Annotated in this window: 18 protein-coding genes and 2 tRNA genes; 8 read left to right on the top strand and 12 right to left on the bottom strand. The window is 67.2% G+C overall.

Annotated elements, in window-relative coordinates; all coding sequences use genetic code 11:
- Positions 1-297: 297 nt before the first annotated feature.
- Positions 298-1,215 (bottom strand): acyl-CoA dehydrogenase family protein, encoded by a 918-nt coding sequence (locus AC1HFH_RS01555; RefSeq protein ID WP_480245640.1) that lies wholly within the window; start codon positions 1,213-1,215, stop codon positions 298-300.
- A gap of 96 nt (positions 1,216-1,311) precedes the next feature.
- Between AC1HFH_RS01555 and AC1HFH_RS01550 the strand changes: the two genes are divergently transcribed.
- A complete protein-coding gene (locus AC1HFH_RS01550; protein ID WP_480245639.1) occupies positions 1,312-2,250 on the top strand; it encodes a rhomboid family intramembrane serine protease in 939 nt (312 codons plus the stop codon).
- Between the two features lie 12 nt (positions 2,251-2,262).
- Here AC1HFH_RS01550 and AC1HFH_RS01545 read toward each other — a convergent pair whose 3' ends face one another.
- The 11 genes from AC1HFH_RS01545 to dnaA form a co-directional block, all read right to left on the bottom strand.
- Positions 2,263-2,817, bottom strand: coding sequence for a Uma2 family endonuclease (locus AC1HFH_RS01545; protein ID WP_480245638.1), 555 nt, complete (start codon positions 2,815-2,817; stop codon positions 2,263-2,265).
- A 187-nt stretch (positions 2,818-3,004) separates the two neighbouring features.
- Positions 3,005-3,077 (bottom strand) — tRNA-Ala (locus AC1HFH_RS01540).
- A gap of 14 nt (positions 3,078-3,091) precedes the next feature.
- Positions 3,092-3,199, bottom strand: a complete 108-nt coding sequence (locus AC1HFH_RS01535; protein WP_480245637.1) for a DLW-39 family protein — start codon at positions 3,197-3,199, stop codon at positions 3,092-3,094.
- Between the two features lie 33 nt (positions 3,200-3,232).
- Positions 3,233-3,306 (bottom strand) — tRNA-Ile (locus AC1HFH_RS01530).
- Positions 3,307-3,435: 129 nt separating this feature from the next.
- Positions 3,436-4,353, bottom strand: coding sequence for a DUF3566 domain-containing protein (locus AC1HFH_RS01525; RefSeq protein ID WP_480245636.1), 918 nt, complete (start codon positions 4,351-4,353; stop codon positions 3,436-3,438).
- An 85-nt stretch (positions 4,354-4,438) separates the two neighbouring features.
- Positions 4,439-6,931 (bottom strand): DNA gyrase subunit A, encoded by a 2,493-nt coding sequence (gyrA, locus tag AC1HFH_RS01520; RefSeq protein WP_480245635.1) that lies wholly within the window; start codon positions 6,929-6,931, stop codon positions 4,439-4,441.
- A gap of 75 nt (positions 6,932-7,006) precedes the next feature.
- A complete protein-coding gene (gyrB, locus tag AC1HFH_RS01515) occupies positions 7,007-9,037 on the bottom strand; it encodes a DNA topoisomerase (ATP-hydrolyzing) subunit B (protein ID WP_480245634.1) in 2,031 nt (676 codons plus the stop codon).
- Between the two features lie 350 nt (positions 9,038-9,387).
- Positions 9,388-9,951: a DUF721 family protein gene (locus tag AC1HFH_RS01510; RefSeq protein WP_480248007.1), complete on the bottom strand. Its 564-nt coding sequence runs from the start codon at positions 9,949-9,951 to the stop codon at positions 9,388-9,390.
- A 45-nt stretch (positions 9,952-9,996) separates the two neighbouring features.
- Complete coding sequence (recF, locus tag AC1HFH_RS01505; protein WP_480245633.1) at positions 9,997-11,208, bottom strand: DNA replication/repair protein RecF; 1,212 nt, start codon at positions 11,206-11,208, stop codon at positions 9,997-9,999.
- Between the two features lie 17 nt (positions 11,209-11,225).
- A complete protein-coding gene (dnaN, locus tag AC1HFH_RS01500; protein WP_480245632.1) occupies positions 11,226-12,404 on the bottom strand; it encodes a DNA polymerase III subunit beta in 1,179 nt (392 codons plus the stop codon).
- Between the two features lie 866 nt (positions 12,405-13,270).
- Entirely contained in the window at positions 13,271-15,322 is a 2,052-nt protein-coding gene (dnaA, locus tag AC1HFH_RS01495; RefSeq protein WP_480245631.1) for a chromosomal replication initiator protein DnaA, read from the bottom strand.
- A 534-nt stretch (positions 15,323-15,856) separates the two neighbouring features.
- Here dnaA and rpmH point away from each other — a divergent pair.
- The 7 genes from rpmH to AC1HFH_RS01460 all read left to right on the top strand — a co-directional run bounded on the left by rpmH (position 15,857) and on the right by AC1HFH_RS01460 (position 20,466).
- Positions 15,857-16,000 carry a 50S ribosomal protein L34 gene (rpmH, locus tag AC1HFH_RS01490; RefSeq protein ID WP_480245630.1) on the top strand — a complete coding sequence of 48 codons (144 nt, stop codon included), beginning with the start codon at positions 15,857-15,859 and terminating at the stop codon, positions 15,998-16,000.
- Between the two features lie 18 nt (positions 16,001-16,018).
- Complete coding sequence (gene rnpA, locus AC1HFH_RS01485) at positions 16,019-16,468, top strand: ribonuclease P protein component (protein WP_480245629.1); 450 nt, start codon at positions 16,019-16,021, stop codon at positions 16,466-16,468.
- Entirely contained in the window at positions 16,465-16,749 is a 285-nt protein-coding gene (yidD, locus tag AC1HFH_RS01480; protein WP_480245628.1) for a membrane protein insertion efficiency factor YidD, read from the top strand. The genes rnpA and yidD overlap by 4 nt, the downstream gene beginning before the upstream one ends.
- A 4-nt stretch (positions 16,750-16,753) precedes the next feature.
- Positions 16,754-17,845: a membrane protein insertase YidC gene (yidC, locus tag AC1HFH_RS01475; protein WP_480245627.1), complete on the top strand. Its 1,092-nt coding sequence runs from the start codon at positions 16,754-16,756 to the stop codon at positions 17,843-17,845.
- Between the two features lie 92 nt (positions 17,846-17,937).
- Entirely contained in the window at positions 17,938-18,465 is a 528-nt protein-coding gene (locus AC1HFH_RS01470) for a Jag family protein (protein ID WP_480245626.1), read from the top strand.
- Positions 18,466-18,568: 103 nt separating this feature from the next.
- Positions 18,569-19,318, top strand: a complete 750-nt coding sequence (gene rsmG / locus AC1HFH_RS01465) for a 16S rRNA (guanine(527)-N(7))-methyltransferase RsmG (RefSeq protein WP_480245625.1) — start codon at positions 18,569-18,571, stop codon at positions 19,316-19,318.
- A gap of 884 nt (positions 19,319-20,202) precedes the next feature.
- Entirely contained in the window at positions 20,203-20,466 is a 264-nt protein-coding gene (locus AC1HFH_RS01460) for a hypothetical protein (protein WP_480245624.1), read from the top strand.
- The last annotated feature ends 316 nt before the right edge of the window (positions 20,467-20,782 follow it).

Below are 20,782 nucleotides of genomic sequence, written 5' to 3'. Positions count from 1 at the left end.
CAACTCACCGAAGACCGTAAAGTCTTGCCGATGAAGAACTTTCGACCGGACAGCGGACCGGTGGAGCGCGGCCGGCAGCGAGCGTGCACCCCGGCCGGAGGGTGCCGGACACACGGGCCGTCCGGCACCCGGAAAAAATTTCTGGAAACTCGTGTCCCCCACGTTCACCAATTCCGGCTTCATCGCGTAGGATCGAACTCGTCGGCCCCTCCCCCCCGGGCCGACCTCACGCGGGCCTCGGCTAACTCCCCCCCTTCGCCGAGGCCCGCTCTATATCTTCTGGCGGTTCAGCGGGTGCTATCGCATCGCCGAAACCGCACGCCGAGCCGATTCCAGTCGTTGCGTCCGTACCTTCCCGGCAACCGACAGCAATGGCCGGTCACGCTGCCAGCGCTCCCGCATTCCCTGATCTACTTCCATCCACAACGGATCCACCGTGTCGAGTAACCGGGTCAGCGCAGTGAAAACACCACCCAGGGCGAGGTGGTTGCCGAGTGCGGACCAGTCCCCGCCGGCCGGACCGCGGAGTGCGGCCAGTATCGCGAGCAGTTCCTCCTGCACGGTCGCCGGCCAGGCGCCCGTACGACCGGCCCGGACCAGCAGTCCGACGGTCGCCGCGAGCACGTGCACATCCTCGATCGTGCGGAACGGCCGGAGGAAGCCGGAGTAGCCGTCGCCGGGCAGCGGCCGGGCCCGCGCGCCCCGGAAGGTGACGGTCGCATGCGGCAGTTCCGGCGCGAACCGCAGTGCAGGCAGGTCGGCCACCTCGACGCCGGGGGCGTCCGCGGCCACCGTCACCGCCCGGAGCCGGCTGCGGCCGTCGGCGGCGCGCCCCTCGCTCGCCAGCACCACGAATCGGTCCGCCTGCCGGCCCAGGGTGGCGAAGGTCTTGGTTCCGTCGACGCGGTGATCGCCGTCCTGCACAGTCAGTGTGGTCTCGATCGCGGACGGGTGGCCGCCGCCCTGTTCGGTCGCACACATCGACACCAGCTCGGCCGGATCCAGATCCGGGACCATCGTGTGCAACGCCGCTTGGTACCCAGCCAGGAAGGCATATGCCAGCCGATCCGACTGCACCCCGCCGACGGCGGCCCGGTCCACCGAATCGGCGAACCCGGCCGTGCGGTCCCGGCAGTGCTGCCATACCGAGGTGATGTCGCCCGATGGCGGATCGGTCAAATCGACGGTGAGCAGATGTTCGAACACGTTGTCCACACCGTCACGCTATCCCGGCCACGACCGCGGCTTTCGCCACCACCGCAGCGGGGACGGATCCGGCGAACCGGGCATCGACCATGGCACGATGGCAGGGTGAGTAACGTGCCGACGCCCGTGTGCGCCCGCCATCCCGATCGCCCCACCGGACTGGCCTGCACCCGTTGCGGACGTCCGGCGTGCCCGGACTGCCTGCGCTCGGCGGCCGTCGGCCAGCACTGTGTCGACTGCGTGAAACAGGGGCAACGCGATGTACGGCCGGTACGAACCGTCGCCGGCGCCCGTGCCGATGCCGCCGCCGTACCGTATGCGACCTACATCCTCATCGCCGTCAACGTACTCGTGTACGCGATCACCGCGGCCCAGGCCGGCAGCGCGATGGACAACTATCGCGGTTCGGCACTGTTCCGCGACTGGGTCCTGGTTCCCCGGGTGGTGGCCGACGGTGAGTGGTTCCGCCTGATCGGCTCCGGTTTCCTGCACTACGGCGCGATCCACCTGCTGGTCAACATGTTCGCGCTGTACATCGTCGGCCGGGATCTGGAACGAGTCCTGGGCCGGGCCCGCTATCTGGCCATCTACTTCACCGCGCTGCTCGGCAGCGCGGCGGCAGTGATGCTGCTCTCGGCCCCGAACACCGCGACCGCCGGCGCCTCCGGCGCGGTCTACGGCCTGTTCGGCGCCGTCACCGTGACACTGATCAGGTTGCGGCAGAGCCCGACCCCGATGCTGGTGATCATCGCCGTCAACGTCATCATCAGCTTCTCCATCCCTGGCCTGTCGCTCTGGGGACATCTGGGTGGCCTGGCCGCCGGCACCCTGTGCACCCTGGGCATCCTCTACGCCCCCGGCTGGCTCCGCATCGATTCACCCGACACCGCCCGGACCATCGGCTGGGCGACCGTGGCCGCCCTGATCGTGGCCTGCCTGGCCGTCATCATCGCCGCCACCCTGTACCTGCGCACCCAACCCCAGGTGATCATCATCGGCGCCCCGTCCCCCACCGAAACAACCGTCCAGCTCACGAACGAATAGCGCCCGCCGACCTCACAGCTTACCGAGATCGATCCGCACCGGAAACGGCGCAGATGTCTCGACCACCCCGGTGAACACCCCGGCATCTCGGTACTTCCCCACTGCCGGATCGAGTACATACGCATACACGATCGGAACACCCGTGGCCGTCTGCTCGACCCGCCAGTAGAAGGCGATACCCGCCCGCGCGTACTGATCGACCTTCACAATCCGATCGGTGGTCTCCGATCCCGGCGAGACCACCTCGGCGACCAGCAGCACATGCTCGGGACGAGTCGGCACGATATCGAGTGCGTCAGCACGGTAGACCACCACATCCGGACGCCGGTTGGTCAGCGGAACATCCTGCAACCGCACATCGAAGTCCGTATCGGCGTTCCACTCCGGACCGGCAGCTTCTTCCAGGGCGTTCGCGAGGAGCCGGGCCAGCCGATTGTGCCGCTTGGACGCGCTCGGACGTGGAACGACCACCCCGTCGGCCACCTCGATGCCTGCGCACCGCTCCGGGGCCCAGGAGTCGTACTGCTCGGCCGTGGCTGCTGGGAAATCTCCCGTCTCGCCCCCCACGCAATGCCTCCTTGAAACCGCAGACTCAACGCTCCGAGAGCGCCCGTAGCCTTACCCGAAGCAACCACTGCAACTCGGGGGTCCGGGGGCGAAGCCCGCCGGGCGGGGTGTGGGGGTTTGCACCCCCACAAACACGCGAAACGAGGAAAGGCTCATGCTCTCCATGAGCATGAGCCTCCCACCGAAGTGGAGCCTAGGGGAATCGAACCCCTAACCCCTGCCTTGCAAAGGCAGTGCTCTGCCAATTGAGCTAAGGCCCCTGGCCGGGACGAGATCAGCGAGTGGTGACCTCGTGCCAGAGATCGGCTTCATCACGCTTACGCAGCTTGGTGATACCGAAGAGAACCGCCGCAACAACACCGATCACGAGAACGAACTTCATGATTCCCACCCTACTGTGTTGTGCTTTCGGGAGTGGGCCTAGGAGGACTTGAACCTCCGACCTCTTCGTTATCAGCGAAGCGCTCTAACCGCCTGAGCTATAGGCCCGTGAACTGCTCGGCCACCGCTCTCCGGCGCCCTGCAACGAGAACTGAGACTACCCTACCGTCCCCTGGTTAACCAAAACGGCCGGTCCGAGCCTTTTTCGGGTCGGACCGGCCGTCGGGATCGCGCCGATCAGTCGGGGTCGGCCAGAGTCACCTGGATACCGCCGACCAGATCACAGCATTGGTTGTAGATGAACACACCGATCGTGCCGAGCGCGGTGAACAGGACCACGTTGATCAGCCCGATCACGCCGGCGTATCCGAAGACCGTCCCGGCCCCGATCAGCTCGGTGCTGCTGCCGTCGGTGGAGACGATCTCCCCCAGCGAGGTGTCCAGGCGCTGCCACACACCCATGCCTTCCAGCACCATGTACAGCAGCCCGACCGCGATCATCCAGACGAAGAACATGGCGACGCTGATTACCAGGGTGATCTTCAGCGTCGACCACGGATCGATCCGGCGGATCTGCACCGTCGCCCGCAACGGCTGACCGGCCGCAGCCGCGGCGACCGCAACCGGCACGGCCGGCGATACCGTCGGAGTAGCGGCCGCGCTCGGCGCCGCCGCCGGGGCGGCGGCCTGCGGCTCCTCGGCCGGATACGGCGTCGGGTGCCGGACCTCCGACAGGTCCGGCATGTCCTTGACCAACTCCGGCCGCGCGATGCTGCGGGTGGGCCCGTCGATGCCGACGGACTTCACCATCGCGGCTTCCTTACGCGCCGCCTTCGCCGCCAGATCCGCGGTGGTCCGCGCATTGGTCTTGCCCGCATTGAGCCCGACCGAACCGGACCGGCCGGTCACCGGGGTCTGACCGGGCCGGTTCAGGTTCGACTGCGGTTCCCGCTGCGGTAACTGGGCCCAGCCGTCCTGATACGGCGACTTCTGCCCGGACTGCTGACCCGGCGCCGGCTTACCGCCACCTCCGGGCGACTCCGGTGCCGCTCCGGATTGCCCGACGGGATGCGGTGCCACCGTAGACGAGGCGGCGCCGTCACTCGAGCCGTTGGTCTGGTGCCGATCGTCGTTCGACTGATTCGGAGTGGTCAATGGAATCCTCGGATCCGTTTCGTTGCCGCCGCTTTTGGTTTTTCCGGTTTGCTACGCACGTTCGACCGCGGAGGCGGCCGCATCGTCAATTTCCGGCGAGCTGATCGGGATCGGGCTCGTCGGCATTGCGCGCGATCGCTAGCAAGGTATCGCCCTCGCCGAGGTTCATCAATCGCACGCCCTTGGTTTGCCGTCCGGCCCGGCGCACCTGTTTGGCCGCCGTCCGGATGACCCCACCGGAGGAAGTGATGGCGTACAACTCGTCCTCGTCGTCGACGATGAGCGCACCCACCAGGTTGCCACGCTTCGGGTCGTATTGGAGGGTCAATACGCCCTTTCCACCCCGGCCCTGCGGCGTGTACTCCTCGATCGCGGTGCGTTTCGCATAGCCACCCGAGGTGGCGACCAGCAGATAGGTGCCGGCGCGGACCACATTGAGGGAGAGCAGCGCATCGTCGGCGTTGAACCGCATGCCCTGCACCCCGGAGGTGGCCCGGCCCATCGGCCGCAGCGCCTCGTCGGTCGCGGAGAACCGGATCGACTGGCCTTGTGAGGAAACCAGCAGCAGATCGTCGTCGGAGGAGCACAGCACCGCGCCGACCAATTCGTCCTCGCCGCGCAGGTTGACCGCGACGATGCCGCCGGACCGGTTGGAGTCGAAATCGGTCAGCCGCGACTTCTTGACCAGGCCGTTCCGGGTGGCCAGCACCAGGTACGGCGCGTCCTCGTAGGACTTGAGCTGGATGATCTGGGCGATCCGCTCGTCCGGCTGGAAGGCCATCAGATTCGCGACGTGCTGACCACGCGCGGTGCGGTTCGCCTCCGGCAGCTCGTAGGCCTTCGCCCGGTACACCCGGCCCTTGTTGGTGAAGAACAGCAGCCAGTCGTGGGTGGAGGAGACGAAGAAGTGCTTGACGATGTCGTCCTGTTTGAGGCCGGCCCCCTGCACGCCCTTACCGCCGCGCTTCTGCGACCGGTACAGGTCGGTGCGGGTGCGCTTGGCGTAGCCGGTCTCGGTGATCGTCACGACCACGTCTTCGCGGGCGATCAGGTCCTCGTCGGCGACGTCACCGTCGGCGGCGATGATCTGGGTGCGGCGGTCGTCGCCGTACTTGGTGACGATCTCGGCCAGCTCGTCGCGCACGATCGCGCGCTGCCGTTCCGGCTTGTCCAGGATGTCCTTGAGGTCGGCGATCTCGGCTTCGAGCTCGGCCAGCTCTTCGATGATCTTCTGCCGTTCCAGGGCCGACAGCTTGCGCAGCTGCATGTCCAGGATGGCGGTGGCCTGGATCTCGTCGATCTCCAGCAGCTGCATCAGCCCGGTACGCGCGGTCTCGGTGTTGGCCGACCGCCGGATCAGGGCGATGACCTCGTCGAGCATGTCCAGCGCCTTGACCAGGCCGCGCAGGATGTGGGCCCGTTCTTCGGCCTTGCGCAGCAGGTACCGGGTTCGCCGGACGATGACTTCCAGCTGGTGGTTGACGTAGAGCCGGATCATCTGATCCAGGCGCAGCGTGCGCGGCACCCCGTCCACGATGGACAGCATGTTGGCGCCGAAGCTGGTCTGCAGCTGGGTGTGCTTGTAGAGGTTGTTCAACACCACCTTGGCGACCGCGTCCCGCTTCACGGTGACAACGATGCGCAGGCCCACCCGGTCCGAGGACTCGTCGTGGATATCGGAGATGCCGGCCAGTTTGCCGTCTTTGACCTGCTCGGCGATCGCGTTGATGAAGTTGTCGGTGTTGACCTGGTAGGGCAGCTCGGTGATGACGATCGTGGTGCGGCCCTTGGTGTCCTCCTCGATCTCGACGACACCGCGCATCTTGATCGAGCCACGACCGGTGGTGTAGGCGTCGTGGATGCCCTGGCTGCCGACGATCAGGCCGGAGGTCGGGAAGTCCGGGCCCTTGATCCGCTCCATACAGGCGGCGAGAGTGGATTCCTCGTCGGCCTCGTGGTTGTCCAGCGCCCAGTAGATGGCCTCGGCGAGCTCGGTCAGGTTGTGCGGCGGAATATTGGTCGCCATACCGACCGCGATGCCGTTGCTGCCGTTCATCAGCATGTTCGGCACCCGGCTGGGCAGCACCACCGGCTCGAGGGTCTTACCGTCGTAGTTCGGCACGAAATCGACGGTTTCCTTGTCGATATCGCGCAGCATCTCCATGGCCAGCGGGGTCAGACGGCACTCGGTGTAGCGCATCGCGGCGGCGCCGTCGTTGCCGCGGCTGCCGAAGTTGCCCTGGCCGTCCACCAGGGGGTAGCGCATCGACCACGGCTGGGCCATCCGGACCAGGGTGTCGTAGATCGCCGAGTCGCCGTGCGGGTGGTAGTTACCCATGGTGTCGGACACCGGGCGGGCGGACTTCACGTAGCTGCGGTCCGGGCGGTACCCGTTGTCGTACATCGCGAACAGGATGCGGCGGTGCACGGGCTTGAGCCCGTCCCGGACCTCGGGCAGGGCGCGGCCCACGATCACGCTCATCGCGTAATCGATATAGCTGCTCTGCATCTCCTGCTGGATGTCGACCGGTTCGATCCGGTCGCCTGCGCCGTCCGGCGGCAGGGTGATGTCGGTCATCGAGTTGGCTCCTTCATGGCCTTCGGTGCGGTTTCGACGTGGCGTACCGGGATGACTGCTGCCACCCCGGTCCGGCTACACATCGAGGAAGCGCACGTCCTTGGCGTTGCGGGTGATGAAGCTGCGGCGGGCTTCGACGTCCTCACCCATCAGCACGCTGAACAGCTCGTCGGCGGCGGCCGCGTCGTCGAGCGTCACCTGACGAAGCACCCGGGTGGTCGGATCCATGGTGGTCTCCCACAGTTCCTTCGGGTTCATCTCGCCCAGACCCTTGTAGCGCTGGATGCCGTCGTCCTTGTTGATCTTCTTGCCGGCGGCGAGCCCGGCCTCCAGCAGCGCATCGCGCTCCCGGTCCGAGTAGGCGAACTCGGGTTCGCTGCGCTGCCACTTCAGCTTGTAGAGCGGCGGCTGGGCCAGGTACACGTGCCCCTGTTCGACCAGCGGGCGCATGAACCGGAACAGCAGCGTGAGCAGCAGCGTCGAGATGTGCTGGCCGTCGACGTCGGCGTCGGCCATCAGCACGATCTTGTGATAGCGCAGTTTCGAGATGTCGAACTCGTCGTGGATGCCGGTGCCGAAGGCGGTGATGATCGCCTGCACCTCGTTGTTCTTGAGCACCCGGTCGATGCGGGCCTTCTCGACGTTGATGATCTTGCCGCGCAGCGGCAGGATCGCCTGGTACATCGAATCGCGCCCGGACTTCGCCGAGCCACCGGCGGAATCACCCTCGACGATGTAGATCTCGGACTTGCTCGGATCCTTGGACCGGCAGTCGGCCAGCTTGCCCGGCAGCCCGCCCAGATCGGTGGCGGACTTGCGGCGCACCAGCTCACGCGCCTTGCGCGCGGCCAGCCGCGCCTGCGCCGAGGACACCGCTTTCTGCACGATGGTCTTGGCATCGGCCGGGTTGGCCTCGAACCAATGGGTGAGGTGTTCGTTGCAGGTCTTCTGCACGAACGACTTCACTTCGGTATTGCCGAGCTTGGTCTTGGTCTGCCCCTCGAACTGCGGCTCACCGACCTTGACGCTGACGATCGCGGCCAGACCCTCGCGGATGTCGTCGCCGGAGAGGTTGCCGTCCTTCTCCTTGAGGAGTTTCTTCTCCTTGGCGTACCGGTTCACCACGGTGGTCAGTGCCGCGCGGAAACCCTCTTCGTGGGTGCCGCCCTCATGGGTGTTGATGGTGTTGGCGAAGGTGTGGACGGATTCCGAGTAGCCCGCGTTCCACTGCATCGCCACCTCGAGCTCGTGGCCGGTGCCCTTACCGGTGAAGCCGACCACCGAGTTGTGGATGGCCTGCTTGGTGCGGTTGAGGTGCCGGACGAAGTCCTCCAGGCCACCCGGGTAGTGGTAGGTCCGCTTCTTGACCTTGTGCTCGGCCGGCGGCTGCTGCCCGTCGGTACCGTGCTTGGGCGCCTCGGCGGTCTCGCTGACCACCTCGTCGGTCACCTCGTCGTCGGTGACGCGCTCATCGGTGATGGTGATGGTGAGCCCCTTGTTCAGGAACGCCATCTCCTGCAGGCGGCGAGATACCGTCTCGAAGTTGTAGGTGGTGGTCTCGAAGACCTCCGGATCGGCCCAGAACCGCACCGTGGTGCCGGTCCGCTTCGTCGGCTCACCCTGGACGAGTTTGCTCGGCGCCGCTTCCTTGTAGGTCTGGCTCCAGTGGTAGCCGTCGACATCGATCTCCACCTCGAGCCGGGTGGACAGGGCGTTGACCACGGAGATACCGACGCCGTGCAGACCACCGGACACCGCGTAGGCGTCCGAGTCGAACTTGCCGCCGGCGTGCAGCTGGGTCATGACCACCTCGACGGTCGGCATGCCCTGTGGATGCATTTCCACCGGAATACCGCGACCATCGTCGGTCACTTCTACGCCGCCGTCGGCCAGCAGCGTGACGTCGACCTGGGAGGCGTAGCCGGCCATCGCTTCATCGACGGAGTTGTCCACAACCTCCCAGACCAGATGATGCAGGCCGCGTTCACCGGTGGAGCCGATGTACATGCCGGGGCGTTTGCGGACCGCTTCGAGCCCTTCGAGAACGGTGATGGAGGAGGCACCGTAATCCTTCTTGCTCGATGCGTTCGAGTCGTTGGCAGCCACTGGTCGGTAGCTCTCCTTACTTGCTGACCCTCACGCGTATCGGTACCCGCGCAGCTCGCGGACACGGACTACACATCATGCGCCGAGGGTTCGCCGCTGATTACGTCAACCATCCTACTTGTACGCCGGACTCCGAGTGCACCTACGACACCCCTCACGCCGCCGTGAATGCTTCAGAACGACCTTCGACGGGTACCGGTTTCCGCCCCGGGATGCCGATGCGGCAGCGATGGCGTCAGCCTCGCGTACCGGCTTCCGGTGCCGTTCCACGTGAAACCGGGTGCCGAAATGGGCGTTCCACAGAGTTATCCACAGGAGTTATCCACATCTACACAGGGGGTGGGGGTACCTCAGCCGTAGGTGTCCCGTGGCCCGCGCCCCCGAATGTGCCGGTCACCTTTGCGCCAGCTGGGCGCAGCCGGGCCGGAGATCCGCAGCGATGTCACCACGCCCGGGCCGACTGCGGCAGTGATCTTCGCCAGGATCTGCGACTGCATCATCCGCAGCTGGGTGGCCCAGGCCGTCGACTCCGCCGCGATCTTCAGCACCCCGTTCTCCAGCGCGACGGGGGTGGCATGGGCCGCGATCTCGGTACCGACGACGCCGGCCCACCGGCCGAACACCATGCCCTCGGCGACCTTGCCGGACCAGCCCCGGCTCTTCGCGATCGAGGTGGCCAACCGGGACAACGGCTGTGGATCGCGCTCGTCGGGACGCGCCCCGGACCAGCCGCTGCGCCGCCGGCCGCCGGCCCGCATCCGCCGAACCGGGGAAGCACGCCCCTGCCCGACCGACTTGCCACTGGCCTTGGCCGCCGCCCGTGCCTCCTCCAGCGCCCGGCGAGCCAGGTCGATTCCGCGCAACTCGGGGCCGGGCTCGTCACCGCGGCCGGCGGCCGGCGTATCGGCTGGGATGGCTCGGCCCTCCTCGGTCGCTGCAGCGGACGTATCGGCGCGATTCTACGCGGACGGAGCGCCCAGCTCGTCGCCGCCGGGCCGGGTGGTGGCCGGCAGATCCAGCCGGGACGTGCGGGCATCGGGGGCACCGGTGGTCGTCACCCGCACGGGCTCGGCCGCCAGCTCGGCCGGCACGTCCTCGGCCACCGCGGCCGTGATCAGCACCTGCTCGGCACTCGCCGCCACCTCGGCCAGCGCGGTACGCCGCCGCCGGTCCAGCTCGGCGAAGACATCGTCGAGCAGCAGCACCGGCTCGGTCCCGGTCGCCCGGAGCAATTCGAAGGCACCGAGCCGCAGAGCCAGTGCGTACGACCAGGACTCGCCATGGCTGGCGAATCCTTTGGCCGGGGAGCTGCCCAGCAGCAGTTCGAGATCGTCCCGGTGCGGGCCGACCAGGCATACGCCGCGCTCCAGCTCGCGCGGCCGGGCCGCAGCGAGTTCGCGCAGCAGGATCGCTTCCAGCTGCTCGGCATCGTCGTCCGACGGCACCCGGGCCGGATCCAGCAGCTCCGGCGGCAGGGCCGCACTCCGGTAAGCGATTGCGGCCGGGCGGGATTCCGGTGCGATCGACCGATATGCTTGGGCCAGATAGGGATACAACTCGTGGATCAAGCGCAATCGATGCGCCAGCAGCACCGAGGCATGGGCGGCCAGATGGCCGTCCCAGACGTCCAGCGTACTCAGGTCGGTACGTGAACGTGCCTGCCTGCCCGCGGATTTCAGCAGAGCTGAACGCTGCCGCAGCACCCGGTCGTAATCGGCCCGCACCCCGGCGAGCCGGGGCAGCCGGGTGGTGCACAGTTCATCGAGAAACCGGCGCCGCTCTCCCGGGTCGCCACGGACCAGCGCCAGGTCCTCGGGAGCGAACAGCACGGTCTGCAGGATTCCCAGGATCTCCCGCGGCCGGCGGACCGGGGACCGGTTGATCTGAGCCCGATTCGAGCTGCCCTGGTTCAGTTCGACATCGATCCGCAGCTCGCGGCCGGCGTTCACCACGGTCGCACCGATCCGGGCCCGATTCGTGCCCACCCGGATCAGCGGTGCATCGGCAGAGACCCGATGCGAGCCGAGCCCGGACAGGTAACCGACCGCCTCGAGCAGATTCGTCTTACCGTTGCCGTTGGCCCCCAGGAAGACCGTGCGACCTGGGGACAACTCGACCTCGGCCCGATCCCAGGAACGGAAGTCGCAGACCGAGAGCGTACGGACGAACACTCGCCTCGCCTCGCAGCTCAGCCCGGCAGCCGGACCGGCATCAACAGGTAGATGTACGGGCTCTCCAGCGCCGCGAACGCGCCCGACTCCAGCGGTTCGGCCATATCCTCCTCGGCGGCGGGCAACAGCACGGCGGGCCGGCTCGGTGTGGTGAAGCCGAAGGTCACCCGGTCCGAACGCACCGCCGACAGGCCGTCCACCAGATAGCCCGGGTTGAACGCGATGGTCAGCGGCTCACCACGGAAGTCGGCCTCCAGCCATTCCTCGGCCCGGCCCGCGTCGTCGCCGCCGGCGGAGAGCAACAGGCCCTCTGTGGAGAACTCCATCCGCACCTGTGCACCCCGCTCGGCCACCAGCGCGACACGCTTGATCGCCTCGGTCAGCGCCGAGACGGCGAGGGTGGCCACCGAGGTGTGTTCCTTGGGGAGCAGCTGCCGGAACTTGGGGAATTCGGCATCGAGCAGCCGGGTGGTCGTCCGGCGGCCCGCATTCACGATGCCCAGCAGGCCGTCCGCGTCACTGCCAGTGCCCAGGGACAGCTGTACCGGTGCATCGGAGGGGCCGAGTGTCTTGGCCGCTTCGGAGAGCGTACGGGCCGGGATGAGGACCGCGGTCTCGATATCGGTGCGATCGGGCTGCCATTCGATCCGGCGGACAGCGAGCCGGAACCGGTCGGTGGCGGCCAGCGTGACCGACGGTCCCTCGATCTCGACGCGGATGCCGGTGAGCATCGGAAGGGTGTCGTCCCGGCCCGCGGCCACGGCGACCTGGGCGACCGCCTCGGCGAACACATCGACACCGAGTTCACCGGACTGCTGCGGCACCTCCGGCAGCTGGGGATAGTCCTCGACCGGCATGGTGGGCAGCGAGAACTTGGCGCTGCCGCAGGTGATCAGGACCCGGCTGCCGTCCACCGCCACATCGACCGGCTTGTTCGAGAGCGCCTTGGTGATATCGGCGAGGAGCTTGCCGGAGACCAGCACCTGTCCGGGGCCGGCCACCTCCGCGGCGACCCGCATCTGCGCCGATACCTCGTAGTCGAAGCCCGAGACAGTCAGGCCGGATTCATCGGCGACCAGGAGAACGCCGCCGAGTACCGGCACCGGCGGGCGGGACGGGAGGCTGCGCGCCACCCAGGCCACGGACTCGGCGAAATCCTCCCGGGCGACCCGAAACTTCATGCTCGCAAGCTCCATCGCCCGATCTGTCCTCTCCAAAGTCGTATCCGGATCGCTGTGTACCCCGAACCTACCCCGCGGATCCGGTCCGGCCCCAGCCCGGGCTGGATACCTCGGTCCGGCGGGGACCGGTTGTCATTCTGCCCTGAATCGGCTCATCCGGGGTACCCGACGGGGACGTGTCGGGATCCGGTGGCCGGGCACAGCACCGGCCATCCCTCTCCTCCCGGCGTCTTGTGGACCGGCCCCGGGCGCTACGCGACGTTGCCGAGCAACTTTCCACACCCCCTGTTTCAAAGAGAGATCTTCAAGAGAAATAACTGAAGTAGTAATAGGCCCTGTGGAATCTGTGGAATCCAGCGGTATCCGCAGGTCAGTGGGCATGTTGGCGTGGGGATGACGTGGGGGTGGCTCGAGGATGAATTGTGAGCGGCTGTGGACGCCCCCGGACTGTCCCAAGTTCATCCTCGAGTAGTCCACCGGTTGTTCCACCGAATCCGCCGGGTTGTACACACAGTGCCCCCGGTTGGGGGTAGACCAGTGGATTCCTCGAGGAGTCCACAAGAAGTCCTCGAGGAATCCACAGGGCGGTTGCGGCATCGTCGCTGGTCAGTTGCTGTCCACAGGCTGTGGGTAGCTGAGCTGTGGATGGTGTGGACAACTGCCTGTTAGCGAAGACCCCCAGGTTGATCCCCAACTGCTGTGCACAAACTGGTGGACAACCTCGGGATTCCTCGAGGAGTCCACAGGGATTCCTCGAGGAATCCACAGGACAAAAAATGCACCGCCCCAGGTCAGGGCGGTGCACAGGGTGGGGATGGACTGATTGTGGATGACTGCCCGGAACGGGCTGGGGATGAGCCGGCGCGGAGCGCCGCGTCGGCTCAGCGGGACCGCTGTTTGATCCGTGCGGTGAGTTCCTGAACCTGGTCGTAGACGCGGCGCCGCTCGGTCATCTCCTTGCGAACCTTCTTCTCCGCGTACATCACGGTGGTGTGGTCGCGGCCGAACGCCTGGCCGATCTTCGGCAGGGAAAGATCGGTCAGCTCCCGGCACAGATACATGGCGATCTGCCTCGCCTGGGCGAGCGGCCGCGCTTTGCCCGGGCCGGTCAGCTCGTCGAGCGTGGTGTTGAAGTACTCCGCGGTGACCGCCATGATCGTGGCCGCGTTGATCTCGACCGTCGCCGTATCGGGCATCAGGTCGCGTAACACCACCTCGGCCAGGGACAGGTCCAGCGGCTGACCGTTCAGCGAGGCGAACGCGGTGACCCGGATCAGGGCGCCCTCGAGCTCCCGGATGTTGCGCTCCACCCGGCTGGCGATCAGCTCCAGCACGTCGTGCGGCACATCGAGCCGATCCATCCGCGCCTTCTTACGCAGGATCGCGATTCGGGTCTCCAGTTCCGGTGGCTGCACATCGGTGATCAGTCCCCATTCGAACCGGGTGCGCAGCCGCTCCTCGAGGGTGGCGAGCTGTTTGGGTGGCCGGTCCGAGGACACCACGATCTGCTTGTTGGCGTTGTGCAGCGTGTTGAAGGTGTGGAAGAACTCCTCCTGGATGCCTTCCTTGCCCTCGATGAACTGGATGTCGTCGACCAGCAGGATGTCGGTTTCGCGGTAGCGGCGCTTGAACGCAACCTTGCGGTCGTCGCGCAGGCTGTTGATGAAGTCGTTGGTGAACTCCTCGGTGGAGACGTACTTCACCCGCATTCCCGGGAAGAGTCGCTGCGCATAGTGGCCGGCGGCATGCAGCAGATGTGTCTTGCCCAGTCCGGAAGCGCCCCAGACGAACAGCGGATTGTAGGCCCGCGCCGGGGCCTCGGCGATGGCGACGGCCGCCGCGTGCGCGAAGCGGTTGGATGCTCCGATGACGAACGTCTCGAACGTGTACTTCGCGTTCAGGCTCGCCGAGGACTGCGCCGGCGCCGGTTTGTCCTCCGACTTACCGGCGAAATAAGTCGGCCAGTTGTTCCGCACATCGACGACCGGTTCATCGACCGGTCCCGGGCCGTTCGGTGCGGGCTCCCGCGCCGGTCGCTGCTCGTCGAACCTGCGCTGCTCGCCCGGCCCGGCAGGACCTCGGTCGGCCTCGGTGAGCGGCCGGTCCGCCGGTTGTTCCGGGGCGAACAGCGATTCCTGCCCCGGCGGGGTGTGATCGCGGCGGCCGGACTCACGGCGGGGTGCGGGGCGCGACATCGGCGCCGATTCCTCGGGTGCGACCGGCGGCGGGAACGCACCATTGGTGAAGTCCGGGATCGGATAGACCGCGGTGGGTTCGGTGTCGACTCCGGGGAACTCCGCTGTGTCGCGATCGTCACCGCGATAGCCCGGGGCGTCCGATGTGGGATTGCCCGCCGGCTCCGGATCGCGGCGGCCGGCGTAGTCGTCGGTTTCGGGCCGGTTCGGCCGGCCCCGGAATCCGTCCGGTTCGTAGTCGGTAGGTGCCGGGGCGGGGGCGTAGGCCGGAAGGTCGTTCGGGTTCGAGTCGAATCGAGGCCGTGCGAACTCCGCCGGGGTACGGAACTGCGGGTCGGCGGGGTCGGTGCCGGGCGGCGCGGCCGGCGGCCGCGCCGGTTGCGGGCGTTCCGGGCGGCTGGTCATCCGGGCGTGCCGGGGCGCCGCCGCGGTGCGCTCACCGCCGGGAGTGTTGGGCGCGGCGACACGCACGCCCAGGCCCTCCACCTGCGGACCGAGCCGGCGCCCGAGTGAATACAGGATCGGTTCTCGCAGATCGCGCTCGATCGCCTCCTGGGCAAGCGAGGAGGGCACCGAGAGCAGGGCGAATCCCTGGACCACCGTGAGCGGTTTCACCAGGTTCAACCACGCCTGCTGCGCCCGGGTCACGGCGGGAATCGCGCCGTCGGGCGAGCCGGCGGTCAGCTCTGCGACCACCTCCGGCCATACTGTGGCCAGCACGTTCTGCTCGTCGTCCATGCAGCTTCCTCCCCGGAATCATCACCTCGGTTGGAACGCGGGGTGTGGGCGCCCCAACGGAACGCAGCGCCCGAAACCGGTCGAGCGCCGCCCGATCCCGGAGTCCGGACAGCTACGCGGGCACCGTCGGCCCCATGAATATGCCACTCCAGCATTCTTTCCACACAATTATCCACAGATGTGGAAAAACCTGGGGATAGCCCGCTCGTGTCGGCGCGTGACCTGGGAAAACGCCTGGACCTGCGGTTTCTCGGCGGCATGCCTGGCGCATCTGCCGGGCAGCAGTACCGACATCGTGCCATGCCCGCTCGGCCGCGGCCCGGCGGGGGGCGAGTTTGACCCGGTCCAGCGGGGTAAGTACTCTCGTACAGTCACCCCTGGTGCGGTGGCGTGCTGCTCTGTGCACACGGACGGCGCATCGATCGCCCGGGCTGCTGCGCGGATGTTCCCTGCACATCCGGCCCGCAGACATCCGAATCACCGAACAAAGCTTCGGGCACCGGCCGGTGCCCACCTACTCGAGGAGTGTTGACCGTGGCCAAGGGCAAGCGGACGTTCCAGCCGAACAACCGTCGTCGGGCGCGGGTGCACGGCTTCCGCCTCCGGATGCGGACCCGTGCGGGCCGCGCGATCGTGTCGGGGCGTCGCCGCAAGGGCCGCGCTGCACTGACTGCCTGATCCGGTACGGACGCTCGGGTGTTGCCTGAGCCGTATCGGTTGCATCATCGTGCCGACTTCTCCCGCACGGTGCGCCGCGGCCAGCGAATCGGGAGACGAGACCTGGTCGTTCACGCGTACACGCACGAGTTCGTCGAGTCCGGCGATGCTGCCGATCCGTCCACCGGGCGAGTGATCCCGACCGCGGAACTGGCGCGAGCCGGCGGGCCGCGGTTCGGGTTGATAGTGAGCAAGGCGGTGGGTAACGCGGTGGTTCGCCACCGGGTGGCCCGCCGCCTGCGTCATATCTGCGCCCGGATACTTCCCGAAACCGCTGCGGACACCGACATCGTGATCCGGGCGCTGCCCGGAGCCGCCACGGCAGATTCCGAGCAGCTGCTGCGTCAGATGCGCGCCGGTCTGCGCAAGCTCGGCGTGCGGACGCCGCCGGTGCCTCCGGTCGGTCGCAGCACCGGTGATCCGGGATGAGTATCCGGACCACCGCCGTCCGGTTACCTGCGAATACACTGATCTTCCTGATCGAGTTGTACCGGACCTACGTCTCCCCCACCCGCCTGCCGGTCTGCCGGTTCACCCCCACCTGTAGTGAGTATGCGGTGACGGCTCTGCGCAGCCGTGGCCTGATCGTCGGCCTGGTACTGACGGTCGTGCGCCTGGCCAAATGCGCGCCCTGGCACCCTGGTGGTTGGGATCCCGTGCCCGAGCGCGGGTGGCGCCCAGCTTGTAAACCGAACGACGGGAGTACATAGAGCCGTGCTCGACTTCATCTATTGGCCGGTGTCCTGGATTCTGAAATTCTGGCACCAGGTCTTCGGGTTTGCGTTCGGCCCGGACAGCGGGCTGAGCTGGACGCTCTCGGTGGTGTTCCTGGTCTTCACACTGCGGCTGGTGCTGTACAAGCCGTTCGTGAAGCAGGTGCGAACCCAGAAGCAGATGCAGGAGCTGCAGCCGCGGATCAAGGAGCTGCAGAAGAAATACAAGAACGATCGCCAGAAACAGGCGATGGAGATGCAGAAGCTGCAGAAGGACCACGGCTTCAACCCGCTGATGGGTTGCCTGCCGGTGCTGCTGCAGGTGCCGGTCTTCCTCGGTCTGTTCCACGTGCTGCGCTCGTTCAACCGCACCGGCCACGGGTTCGGGCAGCTCGGTCTCACGCCGGAAGAAAATGCGAACCTGTCCAACTATGCGTTCAGTGTCGAAGACGTCCAGTCCTTCCTGAGCGCCCGGATCTTCGGTGCCCCACTCGCCTCGCACATCATTGCGCCGGCGAACGAACTGCTGGCCTTCGAGGACTTCGGCGGCGTCCCGACCAAACTGAACATCGCCATGGTCGCGATTCCGCTGATGATCATCGCCGGTATCGCCACCCACTTCAACGCGCGGGCATCGGTCGCCCGGCAGAGCCCCGAGGCACTGGCGAACCCGCAGGCCGCGCTGATGAACAAGCTTGCGCTGTATGTCTTTCCGCTCGGCGTTCTGGTCGGTGGCCCCTTCCTGATGATCGGAATCCTGATCTACTGGGTCGCCAACAACGCCTGGACCTACGTACAGCAGCACTTCGTCTTCGGCCGGATGGCCAAGGAAGAAGAAGCCAAGAAGCAGGCCAAGCTGGAGGCGCAGGCGGCGAACGCGCCGAAGCCGGGAGCCAAACCGGTGGACGCCCGTAAGAAGCAGTCCGGCGGCTCCGAGGCGCCGGATGCGTCGACGACTGGTGGCTCGACCACGACCTCCGGTGGCGCGAAGAGTTCGGCGAAGCCGAAGTCGGGTAAGGGCGGCGGTAAACGCCCGAGTGGGCAGAAGCGACCCGGAAATCGGGGACGCGCCAACCAGAAGCGCAAACGCTGACCCCCCATCCCCATCCCAGCCGACCCGCGCCGCCGGAGATGTCCGGGACCGTTCCCCGGCCCGGCGGCGCGGCTATCAGATAGAGGTATCCAATGACTGTTGAGACCGACGGAGGGGACGCCACTGTGTCGACGACCGTGGACGTTGCGAGCGAGGCAGAGGAAGCGCTGATCGAGGAAGGCGAGATCGCCGGCGACTACCTCGAGCAGTTGCTCGATGTACTGGACTTCGACGGTGATATCGATCTGGACGTCGAAGGCGATCGTGCGGTCGTGAGTATCGATGGCGGCCGCGATCTGACCAAGCTGGTCGGTCGGGACGGCGAGGTTCTCGATGCGCTCCAGGAGTTGACTCGGCTCGCCGTTCAGCAGGCGACTGGTGTTCGTAGCCGGCTGATGCTCGATGTCGCGGGCTGGCGCGCGAAGCGGCGTAGCGAGTTGACCGCCCTCGGTACCGCCGCCGCCGAACGGGTCCGGAAGTCCGGTGAGTCCGAGGCGTTGTCGGCGATGACGCCGTTCGAGCGGAAGATCGTGCACGATGCGGTGGCCGCCATGGACGGTGTCACCAGTGAGAGTGAAGGTGCCGAGCCGAATCGTCACGTGGTGGTAGTTCCCGAGTAGGCTGAGGGCGCCGTGACCGCGGACAGTTGAGAGGGCCTCCGGTCGTCGGACCGGGGGCCCTCGGCGTATCCGCCGCACATCGTTCGTCCGATCAAACGGAAGGTTGTTTCACGTGGAACGAGAGCCCGGTGTGCTGCCGGCAGCCACGCAGCCGCCCGCAGCCGCAGTGCGTGTCTTCGGTGATCGTCTGCCGATCGCCGAGCAGTACTATGCCGCGCTTGCGACCGCCGGTTTGGAGCGCGGGCTGATCGGGCCGCGGGAAGTTCCCCGTCTCTGGGATCGGCACATTCTCAACTGTGCGGTCGTGGGCGAGTTGATCGACACGGACGCCGCCGTCGTGGACATCGGAAGTGGTGCGGGCCTGCCCGGTATCCCCTTGGCGATCTCACGCCCGGACCTCCGGATCACGCTCGTCGAACCATTGCTGCGACGGACCGTGTTCCTGAGCGAGTTCATCGAGGAGTCCGGCCTGGACGTCACCGTCGTCCGCGGCCGCGCCGAGCAGTCCGGTGTGATCAAGGAAGCCGGCGGCGCCGATGTGGTGACCTCGCGAGCGGTGGCGCCGCTGGCGAAGCTTGCGCGGTGGTCGCTGCCATTGTTGCGCGACCACGGCCGGATGTTGGCGCTCAAGGGAACCAGCGCCGCCGATGAGCTCGAGCGGGACGGCGCCGAGCTGATTCGGGAAGGCGCGACCGATCTGAAAGTCCTCGGGTGCGGAGCCGGTCTGGTCGAAACGCCGACCTTGGTGATCAGTGCCGAACTCCTCCCCCGTGCCGAGCGTCCACATCGCCGGGGTGCCCGCCCGGCCGATCGCAGCAAGAAGGCGCGCGGTCGCGGTATGCGGCGAGAGTGAGACGGCGTCAGTGCCGGATGCTACGGACCCCGGATGGCGTCGAGTAGCAGGCCGACGTCGAGGCCGCCGAGCAGTTCGACGACGCCCGGTTCCGTCCGCAGATCGGGGTTCGGCCGTCGCCGCAATCGCGTCAGCGGATCGATGTTTCCCGTGGAACACGGAACTCTCCGCGACCTACATACGGAAAGTGCACGGCCGCGTGATCCGGATCGGCCGCGAGGCGTTACGTTGCCTGCTCGCCCGCCGGGCATCACCTTCCAGCGCACCGAGACCTGGAAGGGGTCCCCCGCCCCGAGCGTGACACCAAGCTCGACCGCATCGAGCACGTCCTGGACCGCTTCCCCGGCCTCGTCTTCGCGTTCGACGAGTTCGGGCCGCTCGGCATCCGCCCCACTGGCGGCTCCGGCCGGTCACTCCGAGCGACACCCCGCGACCCACCACCGCACCCACAGCGTCCGGTACTTCCACGGCTGCTACTCGATCGGCGATGACACACTCTGGGGCGTCAACGCCGAAATAGGGGTGCCGCGAACACCCTGACTGTCCAGCGCCGCGAACGCGCCCGCATCCGCAGCGAGAAGGGCATCCACTGGGGCGGGCGCCCCCTCCCCGTCGCGGCCTGACCAACCCGGCGGACCTATGCGGTCACAGCACTAGATCGATGTTTCACGTGAATCCAGAGCTTCTGGCAGCATCGCCTCAAACGAACCCTCCCGGCTGATGGAGTGCGGTCCACGGTCTCCGACTCCCCCTGCGGGCCATCGCATCGCTGTGGGTGCGCCGGCCGACATGGACCGCCGACCTCCAGCTGTGCACGCATCGGAGTTCTTCCCTGACTCCTCCCCCCTCGCGCCACATCCTCAAACGGCCACTTGCCGAATGAGGTGAACGAATGCCGATCCCGATGTGCCGAGCGCGGTCGTGCACCGGACTCGTGGCCGATCGGCCGGGTGGTGCTGGACTGCTGGGTGGTGCTGGACTGCTGGGTAGCACCGGACCGTCGGGTAGCGCTCGACCGCGTGGTGGCACCCGGCCACTGGGCGATGCCCGGCCACTGGGCGGCACCCGGCCATCGGGCGGCACCCGCCCACCGGGCGGCACCCGGCCACCCCGGCCACCCCGGCCACCCGACCACCCGGCGCCGCTGAGCTGTCGGCGGTCCGAGCGATCAGGTGCTGTTGTGCTATCGGACATTGTCGGCCTATGCAGCGGCACTGGGCGGTGGAGCATCAACGCACCGATTGGTGCTGTCTGGTGACATAGCGTCGCCGCGCCCGGTGTCACCGTGAGTTCGGGTGTGGCCGGGGCCGCCGCGGCCTCGCAATGCCGGTGCCTCCGTCCCGCGGGGCCGGTCCCCCGCGGCAGGTATCGCGGCCGCGGCCGGTCGCCGCGTCCTGGGATCCCTTTGTCCCGCGGTTTGCTGGAACGGATGCTTGTGCTCGGAGGCGACCAGATTCTCGGGTG

It is taken from the genome of Nocardia sp. KT25-26 (assembly GCF_056627695.1).
Note: the sequence above shows the minus strand (reverse complement) of the source record. Positions and strands in the feature narration are given on the sequence as shown.